Here is an 11264-nt window from a genome sequence, read left to right as displayed (position 1 = left end):
AAACTCTCGTTTTTCAGTGGGGCAAAGATAACAACTTAATAACACGCAAAACAAATCTATTTAACATAAAATTCATAGTTATGTAATGAAAAACTATAAACAGCTGGTAAACAGATAGAAAAATTTTAAACTTACGTTTAATTTTTTACCTGCTTTGGTTATCAGTATTACTTTATTGCTTATTTTGAGTGTATATAAGACTTAAAAACTCTGCATATGATCTTTCTAATCCGATAATATCGCCAGATTTCAAATTTAAGCCGCCTGTTCCGGAAGTATCTGATTTTACTTTGAGCGAAGAAGCCTGAAAGTATAAGTTTTCATTATTTGTTTTAGGCTGAATTTTAATAGTGGATCCTAAAAGTTTCTTAGTTGATATGGTATATACTTCTCCGGGAATGATATCCAAAGTAATATAAGATCTGGGAGGCAGTAAATAGTCCTTTTTATTAATATTAATTTTCTGGTCTTTATCTGAGGACGCAAAAACATATAACTTCCCATTCTGATTCATCAACTTTTCTTTGGGAGTATAATATAAAGCGATCCTGTAGTTGGCAGTATTGAGAGCCTGAGGAGTTCCGTCTATATTTTCAAAGGGCTTGAATGAATAAGTGTTGGCTCCTATTTCCTTTGCCTTCTTATATATTAAGGAAAAAACAGCTGCATCATCTCTTGAGAATCCCTGGACTTCAATTTCTCCTAAATATTCAGCGTCATCCGTAGTGTCTGCTTTTTTATACAGGAATTTATCTGTATTGTCGCTGGTTTTCTCAACTTTTGAAAGGTATACATTCTGCGCATGACCTAGATGGATACAGAATATGGAAATGGCAACTGCCAGGTTCTTGATCATATTATTGTTGTATTAATGTTTTGACAGATTCTTCAAGGCTGTTTTCCCAATGCTTTAGTTCTATTTTATATACTTCTTCTATTTTATCCAGCGACATGGTACTTCTGGCCGGTCTTTTGGCTGGAGTAGGATACTGTTCTGTCGTGAGAGGGTTCAGCTTTACTGAAGAGTTTGAAAATTCAGCAATTTTTTTAGCGAAATCAAACCAAGTGGTTTCAGGATAGTTTGAAAAATGAAAAATACCAAAGGTTTTATTTGGAGTTTCGATAATGCTCATAATTGCTCCCGCAAGATCATTTGCATTGGTAGGCTGTCCAAACTGATCAGCTACAATCCCAAGTTCTTCTTTCTGAGAAAAGAGATTCAACATTGTTTTAACGAAATTCTTATTGAACTCTGAATACAACCAAGAGGTTCTCAAAATAATAGTCTTTGGATTGATTTCCAGAGCCAGCTCCTCGCCTTTTCTTTTTGACTCACCATATATTCCGGTTGGATTGGTAAAATCATCTTCTGAGTATGAAAGATTTGTCTCTCCATCAAATACATAGTCTGTAGAAACATGGATCAGGATACACTTATGATCTGCACAGGCCTGGGCAAGATAGGCTACTCCATCAGCATTTACAGCAAATGCCTTATCTTTTTCCTTTTCGGCCAAATCCACTGCAGTATATGCCGAAGCGTTAATACAGTAGTCTGGTTTGTTATCATAGAAGAAATCGTTAACCTGATCTTCGTTTGTGATATCCAGAGTCTGGGAATCTGTAAATAGGAATTCGTAAGTATTTTCAAAATCAGGGGCAATTTTTCTGATACAGTTACCTAACTGTCCATTGCTTCCTATTACTGCTATTTTTTTCATCTGTAATTTATTATTTTTTAAGGCGTGTTGTAATATCCGATTTACAAAAACAGGCTATTTCCCAGCACAAGTTGATTACGAATTTTTTGCGTTCTGAGATCTTAAGAACTTCACTCTAGGCTGGAAATCTTTCTGCTCCAGATCTACATAGAACTTTCCAAAGGTTTCTTTTATGTCTTGGGGATGAATTTCAGACTTTCTTGTCTTAAGATTGAAATAGATCACGGTAACCCACAGTACAGCATGAACTGTTTTTTCATCCAGGCTTTTCATGAGTATTTCCACTTTAGCCGTTCTGTCCTGCACTTCTATGGTCTTACTGCTGATCACGACCTGGGTATTGTATCTCACTTCTTTTAAATAGGCGATCTCATTTTGAATGGCAATCCATGTGCATCCAGTCTTTTTGGTATATTCTTCGTATGTGAATCCATAAAATGTTTCTACGTGATCTTCTCTGGCATTGAACATGTAGTCTAAATACTTCACATTGTTTAAATGTCCTATCGGATCACAATCGCTGAACCTTACTTTTACGGTCGTTGACACTTCTTTTTCCATAGCGCAAAAATAAAAAAACCGCCTTTAAAAGAGGCGGTTAATTTATAAAACTTTGTTAATTTATTAGTTGATCCCTAATTCTTTCTTAACAGCAGCTGTAGCATCTGCACCAGATTTGTAAACTAATGCTGAAGAGTTTGCATCCATGATAAATTCATATCCACCAGCTTTAGCCACTTTCTCGATTGCATCGTTCAGCTTCTTCTCGATTGGTCCGAAAGCAACATCCTGCTTAGCCTGAAGATCTTTCTGAGCTTTTTCTTGCATTTGAGCAATTTCTTCCTGAATCTTCTGTAATTCTGTTTCTCTAGCTTTGTTTTCTTCAGCAGTTTTTTTAGGAGCTTCCTCACTGTACTGCTTCAGTTTAGCCTGTCCGGCATCAGCTTTTTTCTTAATTTCAGCTTGTTTTGCGTCTAAGAAAGCTTTTATGTCGGTATCTGCTTTTTTCTTTTCAGGCATTGCGTTAAGAACTCCCATTAAATCTACAGTAGCTAATTTCTGAGCTTTTGCCATACTTACCGATACAACCATTATTACCGCGGCAAATAATACACTTAATTTTTTCATAATTGGTAAAATAAATAATTTAATTTGTTTTTAGATTTTAATTTTAAGTAAAAGTTAATTTAAAAATTTACTTTTTACTTTTTGCTGCTTGTTTTTTCTTTCTTATCAGATGCAGCAGATCCTTTTAATAAGATCGTTAATACTTTTTCTGTGTAATCGTATCTTGGCAGAAGGAAAAGGACATTGTTATCCGATTTATCAAGAACCGTGCCCAATCCATTTTTCTCAGCCATTGTTTTGACGGCTGTCCAGATCTGATCCTGAAACGGCACAACCAGATTGGTTCTCAGTTTTGTAATTTCACCGTTGGCTCCAAAACGTAAGCTGGTAGTGGTTTTAATATTCTTCTCAAGATCCATTACTTCTTTTTCTCTTAGCTTCAGCTGGTCTCCTATCAACAATACTTTTTCACTTTCAAATGCTGATTTTTTTCTCTCATACTCCGACTGCAGATTTTGAAGTTCAGACTGCCATGTATCGATCTGTGCATTCAATCTTGCTTCTGCTTCTTTGTATTGAGGTAGTTTATCTAAAATATAGCCTGTATCTACTATTCCAACTTTCTGGGCATTCGAAAGTCCGAAAAGCAGGAACAATACAGATGTGAAAATGATTTTAAAGTTTTTCATATATGTGAATTATAATGATTGGTTCATCAGGAAGTGTGTTTTCCATCCAGATGGCTCTGTTCCGGAAACAGTTTTGTCAAATCCGTAAGCAAAGTCAAATCCGATCAAACCAAAAGCTCCCATATAAACTCTTACACCAACTCCCACAGATCTTTTCAGCTGGAATGGGTTGTATGTACTCCAGGAGTTCCATACGTTACCACCTTCTGCAAAGGTAAGTGCATAGATTTTAGCCGTCTGGTTCATTGAAATCGGGTATCTTAATTCTAATGTAAATCTGTTATAGATTGTACCTCCCCCTCTTTGGGTAATATCATCTATTTCTCCTCCGTATGTTGAAGCATTTTCATATCCTCTCAATGGAATCAATTCACGTCCGTCATATCTACCTCCAAATAAACCTGTACCTCCTACATAGAATCTTTCGAATGGCGGAGCACCCAGTTTTTTGTTATAGCCATCCATGAATCCCATTTCAGCGGAAGATCTCAGTACAAGTTTTCCTGCAACCTCATTATATACATCAGCCTTGAATTTAATTTTGTAAAATTCCATCCACTTATACTTATCAACCGGCGACATGGTAGAGTAATCTTTATTACTGAACAATGAATAAGGTGCGGTTAATTTCGCGGAAACTTCAATATTTGAACCCATTGTCGGGAAGATAGGGTCGATACCGGCTGAGTTTCTGCTTAAACCTAAGTTAAGACTTAAGTTGTTTGCATCTCCATAGTATTCTGTAGTATCTCCGAACTGGAATGGATAGTTACTGAATTTATAATTCTGGAACTGGATTCCTGTGTATAATGAGAAATAGTCATCCGGCCAGTTCAGCAATCTGTTCAGACCTACTGAAGCGGAGAAGATGTTAAGCTTTTGATCAAGCCCGTTACTGTCATTATATTTTACTCTGGAAGTATTCAAACTTACTGACAGTGCAGTTGGTCTTGTTCCGAATAACCATGGCTCTGTAAATGAAATACCATAGTTTTGGAAATACTGTCCTGCCTGAGCCTGAATAGACAACGTCTGTCCGTCTCCCTGAGGTACCGGCTTAAAGTCTTTGAATTTAAGGAAGTTCTTTAAAGAGAAGTTATTGAACGTAAGTCCTAATGTCCCGATAAAGCTGTTCCCTCCATAACCAGCCTGTAACTGCACCTGAGAAGAACCCTTCTCTACCAGTTTCCAGTTGATATCTACCGTGTTATCCTGCTGGTTTGGCTGGATATCCTGTCCTACCTGCTGTGGATCGAAGAAGGACATTCCGGCTAAATCAAAATAGGTTCTTTTAATTTCTGTCTTTTTGAAAAGCTCTCCCGGTTTTGTTCTTAAGGCTCTAAGTATAACATGGTCATGGGTAGTTGTATTTCCCTGCCATGTCACTTTATTCCATGTAGCCTGCTCCCCTTCATTAATTCTGATCTCCAGGTTTACATTGTCTCCGGATACGGATTTTTCAACCGGTGTTACGTTAGAGAAAAGGTAACCGTTATTCATGTACACGGATTTGATATCCGAGTCGTCTTCCTTACCTCCGTCTTCTCCAACTTTTTTATTGAAACCTACAGCATCGTAGATATCTCCTTTTTTGTATCCTAATAATCTCTGTAAATATTCTGTGGAATAAACGGTATTTCCGGTGAATGTAACATCTCCGATATAATACTTTTTACCTTCATTAAGCTTTACATTGATTTCGTAGTTGTTTCTATTGTTTCTCCATACGGAATCTGAAACAATCTTAGCATCTCTATATCCTAAAGAATTATAGTAGCTGATAAGGCTTTGTTTGTCTTCCTGATATTTTTCTTCAATGAATTTTGAAGATTTCAGAATTCCTCCGATACCAAATCTTCTCTGTTTGGTTTCTTTGAAGGCTTTTTTTCTAAGTTTTGCATCTGTAACGCTTGGGTTGCCTTCAAATTCGATATGGTCAATTTTTATTCTTTTGCCCTTTTCTACATTGATGGTCCAGTCTACCATAGACGGATCATTTGCATTCACTTTATCCTGGATGGTAATTTTAGCATCAGCAAAGCCTTTTTTCACGTAATCCTTAGGAACTTTAGTCTTAAGGCTGGAAATCAGGTTTTGGGTGATTTTTGTTCCGGGCTTTAGATTGTTGTCTTTTATTAGTTTTTCGTTTTTAGATTTACCAATCCCTTTACCTGTGAATTTTACTTCTCCAAGTTCTTTAAGATCTTCAAGGTAGAATCTCAAAATTACGGTTTGCCCTTCAATACTCTGAACATAAACTTCAACTTCTGAAAAAGACTGGGTATCCCAAAGCTTTTTCACAGCGTTGCTGATTTTCTGCCCCGGAATATCTACAGCTTCCCCTTTGGTTAAGCCCGTAAATCGTAAGATCTGTGCCGGCGTATATTTTTTTACCCCATCTACAACGATGTCTTTAAGAGTGTAAGTTCCTGCTTCATTTTCTGCGTGTACAGCATTATTAACTTTAGTGCTGTCCTGAGGAGTTACTTGTCCATAAAAATGCGCCGAAGCAGCAAACATTATGATGGGTAATAGTCTAAACTTCATTTTATCGAGTCTTTCTTTTCTTTAATTTATTGGGCATTTATCTGATCGCCGGTTAAGCCGTATCTTCTTTCTTTATTCTGGTAATCAACAATACACTGGAAGAAGATATCTTTTGTAAAATCCGGCCATAGAACATCTAAAAACTGTAGTTCCGCATAAGCAATCTGCCAAAGAAGGAAGTTGCTTATTCTTATTTCCCCGCTGGTTCTGATCAGCAGGTCTACAGGAGGAAAGTCTTTTGTATAAAGGTAATTTTCGAATAGTTTTTCATCAATATTCTCAATATCAACTTTTCCTTCTTTCACATCGGAACTGATGTTTTTTACGGCATCTAATATTTCGTTCTGAGAGCCGTAGCTTATTGCCAGTACTAAATTGCCTTTTGTGTTTTCTTTTGTAAGCTCTACTACACGTTCAAGCTGTTCTCTCACGAGAGTCGGAAGCTTTTGCAGGTTTCCTATAACATGCATTCTGAGTCCTTTGCTAAAGATCTCTTCTGCCTCCAGTAATAAGGTTTCTACCAGCAGATTCATCAGTGTACTTACTTCATCTGCAGGACGGCTCCAGTTTTCAGAAGAAAATGTATACAGTGTTAAATAAGGTATATCAATCTCATTACAGGCATTAATGGCATTCCTTACTGCATTAATGGCATTCTTGTGGCCGAAAGTTCTTTCTTCGCCACGTGTTTTTGCCCATCTTCCATTGCCATCCATAATGATGGCGACGTGTTTCGGTAAATTCTGAGAATTTATTTTATCTTTAATCAACGACATATTAATTAATCACAATAGCATGGAGGTCTTCCAAATGAATAGGTAAGTCCTAAACTAAAAGTATTCATCCAGTCCTTAGACCTTTCATCCCCTATATTTCTTTTGTTAAGAAGTTCTTGTTCTCTTTCTTTAGAGACCGCATAATAGTTTCCTGACTGTAGCAGCGAACCGCCTGTAGCAGGATCCAGAATATCTGCATTAAAGCTGGACGTCAGATCTTTTGAAAGCAATCGGCTATGATCAAGCTGATCCGTCAGTGTATATCTAAATGTGGCTTCTGCAAATATAGCCCAATTATGGTTAAATTTATATTTTAAACCTACCCCAAAAGGGATATGCATTGTTACTTTTTTTCCTAATGTATATTCCGGAGTACTTTTAAAGTCCTGCTCATTAAGAGGAGCCTGCGCCACTCCATCTGCATCTCTTCTAAAATCGTTTACAAGATTGGCTTTAGGGGCATCAAACATCAAAGCACCTATACCTCCGAAGATATAAGGGCTCACCATGCTTACCTGTTCATTATTAACAGGGAAAAGGTTGTATTCAAACATTAAGCTTGCTTCGTATACGTTATTTTTTCCATATGAGTTTCTGTTCACTCTATACTCTTCTTTCGCAGCTTTATCACTAAACTGGATCTGGTTGTACCCTAAATCCAATCTAACAGTTTGATGCGGGTTAAAATTAAATCTATATAATAAACCACCATAAAAAGGGAAACCCCAATCTGACATTCTGTCTAAATCCAACGGCTTTTGTAAAATATAATTGGTCCTTCCTATGTCCCCAACTAGGTTACTCATACCCAGACGAACTCCCAATTCGTTTCTTTGTGCTTTAACACTTACCACTCCAAGGAAGGCAAGAAAGCTAAACAATAATTTTTTATTCATAAAAGAATATGGATTTATGGTTATTTTAAAATTTAATTTTTGCAAATATAAAACATTTTTATATTAATGATATTCTTAATGTATAGTTAAAAATAAACAAAAAAACATAATTTGTTATAAAGTAAACGGCAAAGTGCCAAAAATATTCTTTTTTCCTTAGATTACCAATACTGAACGTATAAAAAAACCCCCATTTGCTGAGGGTTTAAAACGCTATTTTTTATTAAATATTGTTTGGACCTTATTTCGTATTTTTATTAATAACGGTTCTTTATAATTTTTATCTTCATCAAAATAGCCGTAGCCATATCCGTAGCCATAACCGTAACCATATCCGTAGCCCTGTTTCTTATTGTAGTCATTATATATAAGTCCTAAATGATCAACTTCTCCGTTATGATACTTTTCAGTGATCATTTTCAGCATATATTTCTCAGTATATTCGTGACGGACTATATAAATATTAGCATCGGAATATTTCATCAGCTCATAAGAATCTGCCACTAAACCTACCGGAGGCGAATCGATGATGATGAAATCATATTTCTCTTTCAGCTCTTCCAAAAAGCTGATATTTCTATCGCTCATTAAAAGCTCTGAAGGATTGGGAGGAATTGGTCCGGAAGTTACCACATCCAGGTTCGGAATCTTGGTTTTATTGATGATCTGCTCTATTTCTACTTCTCCTGTCAGGTAATTGGAGACACCATACTTATTATCAATTTTAAAATCTCCAAAGATCTTAGGTTTTCTAAGGTCCATCCCAAGCAGGATTGTTTTTTTATCACTTAGCCCTATTACTGAAGCCAGGTTGATGGAAATATAGGTTTTTCCTTCTCCACCGATAGAAGAAGTAACTAAAATGATTTTTCCTTTACCATCTTCTTTGTTGTTTTTCATCAGGAATCTCATGCTTGCCCTGATTCCTCTGAATGCTTCTGATACCGATGATTTAGGCTGCTCCAAAACGGTAAGCATATTTTCGTTGCTGTTGTTGCCGATAACGCCAAGGAGCGGGATCTTTGTTGCACTCAACAGCTCTTTGATATTTCGGATTTTGTTGTCCAGCACTGCTCCTATCAGAATAAATAATAATGGAAGCAACAGTAAACCAAACATAATTGCTGATTTTATTGCTTTTACATTGGGACCAATTGGAAATTGTCCCAAATTCTTCGCAGGGTCAATTACTGTAATATCAGACTGGTTGGTGGCTACTTTCATTTGCGCATCGTTCTGTCTGCTCAGAAGACTGTTATAAGTCGCTTCAATCATATTGTATCCTCTTTCCGCATCCAGATATTTTCTTTCTTTTTCAGGATATGAAGTAAGATCTGAATTGGCTTCTGCTACCTGACGGTCTATCTTATTGATTTCCTCATAATATTTCGTATAATAATTTCTTAAAGATCCTGATGAGCCCATTCTTGCTTCATTAATAAGCCTGTCTATTTCTCTCATTGGCTCAGAGTCCGGCTTATAGATGGTGGCCATTTCTCTTTTCTTCATATATAAAGCTTTGAGCTCTGTTACAGAAGCCGAAAAGAAGCCATCTTCAAAACCGGCAGCATTGGTGCTGATCATTTTATCAAAATCCCGTGCCTGAAGTGTATTTTTAATATTATTCAGTGAGCTGATTTTACTTACAATATCTGCTTTCCTTGCTTCAAGATCTTTTATTTTCTCTAAAGACTTTTCGTCTCTGTCTTTGATATTATAAAGCTTTTCAGTAGTTTTCAGATAATTCAGCACGGCAGCACTTGAATCCAGTTTTTTGCGGATATCATTTATATTACTCTGAAGGTAAATGTCTGTATTCTTGTTAACAATATTTTTGTCTGCCAGTCTTTTCTTCTGAAGTTCAGCTACAGATTTGTTCAGGAAATTCACAGTACTGTTAAGATTAAAACCTTTTTTGGTAATAATCATGATGGTCCCGATTTCTTTGTCAAATTCAACTCCTATTGTAGACACAATATCATTAACACTCTGATTTACAGAGCTAAGTTTTACGATAATGTTTTTAACATTTATTTTAGGAGTTTCTGTATTCTTAAGCAGTCTGAATCTAAGATTCGGGGAATTATACCATTCGTTAACCCTTAGAATCTTGTTGGCAGGTCTGCTATATCCATTTACGGATTGAAATCCTTCTAATTCGTAATTATATAAATTGGTAGATTGACCTTCTTCCGGAAGAACCACTTCATAAGAATCTCCCCCTTTCGGAATAAGAGTAATAGGATAATCAATCTGCTGAAGATGCTTTTTGTCAATCTGCAGAAACACCGGAGAATCTGTTTTGTCAATATAAGTTGACTTAATCAAACCTTTGGTGGAATAGTTCACAAAAAGATCTAATTCTTTCACCAGAAACTCGTTATGAGATCTGGATAGCAACATTTTTTTCAGGTAAACTCCGTCCTGATTCCCGTTCTGTCCCCAGATAAAGTTGATGGACTGGCTTGGGGTAAAATAACTGGAGGTATTATTGGATATGCTCAGAGAAAGGTCTGATGCAAAAATGTTCTGTGCATAATATTTACTGTATACCCATGAAATTAAGTACCCGATAAACAGCATAAATACAAACCAGTACCAGTTTTTGATAATTCTTCTCAGAAAGTGCTCGATATCAAATAATGCAAACGATCCGTACTTTTCCTTCTGGGGTTCGTTCTTCCCTATTTTGGTGTCTTTGTCTGGAATCATGGTTAAAGGTTTTTAAGAAGCAGATAAATTGATAATGCTGTAGTAATCACCGATACCCCAGTTGTTAGAGTCTGTATAGGATCTTTTCCAAATCCGTTCAAGCTTTTTCCTCTTGTATTCAGATAGATCTCGTCACCGTTCTGTACGTAATAGTACGGAGAATTCATAATATCTTCGCGGGTAAGGTCTATTTTTGCCACTTTTATTCCTTCCGGCAATTTTCTGTGAATAACAATATTTGTACGGTCAATAGTTCTGTTCAAACCTCCGTTAATAGCCAAAGCTTCTGTAATAGTCAGCGTATTTTTGTGCACTACTTTTTCTCCGGAAAGACCTGTAGTTTCTACGTCTCCCAGAATATAATAGGTTATCCCGTTTGTATTCAGTCTTACTTCGGCTTTTCCTTCCTGAAAGTTTTCATTTACTTTTTCCTGAAGCTCCTGAGTAACATCTTCCAGTGTTCTTCCTTCTGCTTTCACATATCCTATTCCGAAAACATTGATATCACCTTTAGGATCTACTTTCAGACCGTTAAAATAAAAATTCACATTTCCTCCACTGGTAGAGCCTCCAACACCTGCTATTGCAGAGTTAGTTGCCCCTCCGGCTCCTCCGGAAGAATTCAAGGATGAATAAAATTGCGCAGCATCTCCCTTGGGAGTAGTTACAATATTGAGATTAAGGATGTCATTCTTTGTAATTCTGTAAGTAGGAATATTGTAAGGAATAAGTCCTTCTTCATTGATCACAAGACTCTCACTGGGCTGCATATACCTTACATCTTTCTTGGTGATGCAGGATGTAATCAGAAAGGGTAATAATAAAAATAAATATTTCAAGTTCTTCATCATATTG

At 36.5% G+C, this 11264-nt stretch carries 10 protein-coding genes; all 10 read right to left on the bottom strand.

The features are described 5' to 3' along the window. Positions 1–172: 172 nt before the first annotated feature. On the bottom strand, positions 173–856 hold the full coding sequence (locus tag AC4IFE_RS07260; protein ID WP_490755944.1) for a hypothetical protein: 684 nt from the start codon (positions 854–856) through the stop codon (positions 173–175). 1 nt (position 857) lies between these two features. Then, on the bottom strand, positions 858–1721 hold the full coding sequence (gene rfbD, locus AC4IFE_RS07255) for a dTDP-4-dehydrorhamnose reductase (protein ID WP_490755942.1): 864 nt from the start codon (positions 1719–1721) through the stop codon (positions 858–860). Between the two features lie 75 nt (positions 1722–1796). Continuing rightward, the gene (locus AC4IFE_RS07250) at positions 1797–2282 is read right to left on the bottom strand and encodes an acyl-CoA thioesterase (protein ID WP_490755940.1); all 486 of its coding nucleotides are present in this window, start codon (positions 2280–2282) and stop codon (positions 1797–1799) included. 63 nt (positions 2283–2345) lie between these two features. Beyond that, positions 2346–2849 carry an OmpH/Skp family outer membrane protein gene (locus tag AC4IFE_RS07245; RefSeq protein ID WP_111958711.1) on the bottom strand — a complete coding sequence of 168 codons (504 nt, stop codon included), beginning with the start codon at positions 2847–2849 and terminating at the stop codon, positions 2346–2348. A gap of 74 nt (positions 2850–2923) precedes the next feature. After that, positions 2924–3478 (bottom strand): OmpH/Skp family outer membrane protein, encoded by a 555-nt coding sequence (locus AC4IFE_RS07240; RefSeq protein ID WP_490755938.1) that lies wholly within the window; start codon positions 3476–3478, stop codon positions 2924–2926. A gap of 9 nt (positions 3479–3487) precedes the next feature. Next, on the bottom strand, positions 3488–6025 hold the full coding sequence (gene bamA / locus AC4IFE_RS07235) for an outer membrane protein assembly factor BamA (RefSeq protein WP_490755936.1): 2538 nt from the start codon (positions 6023–6025) through the stop codon (positions 3488–3490). Positions 6026–6051: 26 nt separating this feature from the next. Then, the gene (gene uppS / locus AC4IFE_RS07230; RefSeq protein WP_490755935.1) at positions 6052–6801 is read right to left on the bottom strand and encodes an undecaprenyl pyrophosphate synthase; all 750 of its coding nucleotides are present in this window, start codon (positions 6799–6801) and stop codon (positions 6052–6054) included. A 5-nt stretch (positions 6802–6806) separates the two neighbouring features. Continuing rightward, entirely contained in the window at positions 6807–7697 is an 891-nt protein-coding gene (gene porG, locus AC4IFE_RS07225; RefSeq protein WP_111958705.1) for a type IX secretion system protein PorG, read from the bottom strand. Between the two features lie 213 nt (positions 7698–7910). Then, on the bottom strand, positions 7911–10409 hold the full coding sequence (locus tag AC4IFE_RS07220) for a polysaccharide biosynthesis tyrosine autokinase (protein ID WP_490755932.1): 2499 nt from the start codon (positions 10407–10409) through the stop codon (positions 7911–7913). A 2-nt stretch (positions 10410–10411) separates the two neighbouring features. After that, the gene (locus AC4IFE_RS07215) at positions 10412–11260 is read right to left on the bottom strand and encodes a polysaccharide biosynthesis/export family protein (protein WP_490755931.1); all 849 of its coding nucleotides are present in this window, start codon (positions 11258–11260) and stop codon (positions 10412–10414) included. Between the last annotated feature and the right edge of the window lie 4 nt (positions 11261–11264).

It is taken from the genome of Chryseobacterium sp. UF-81, from assembly GCF_058245105.1.
This window is presented reverse-complemented; position numbering and strand designations above follow the sequence as displayed.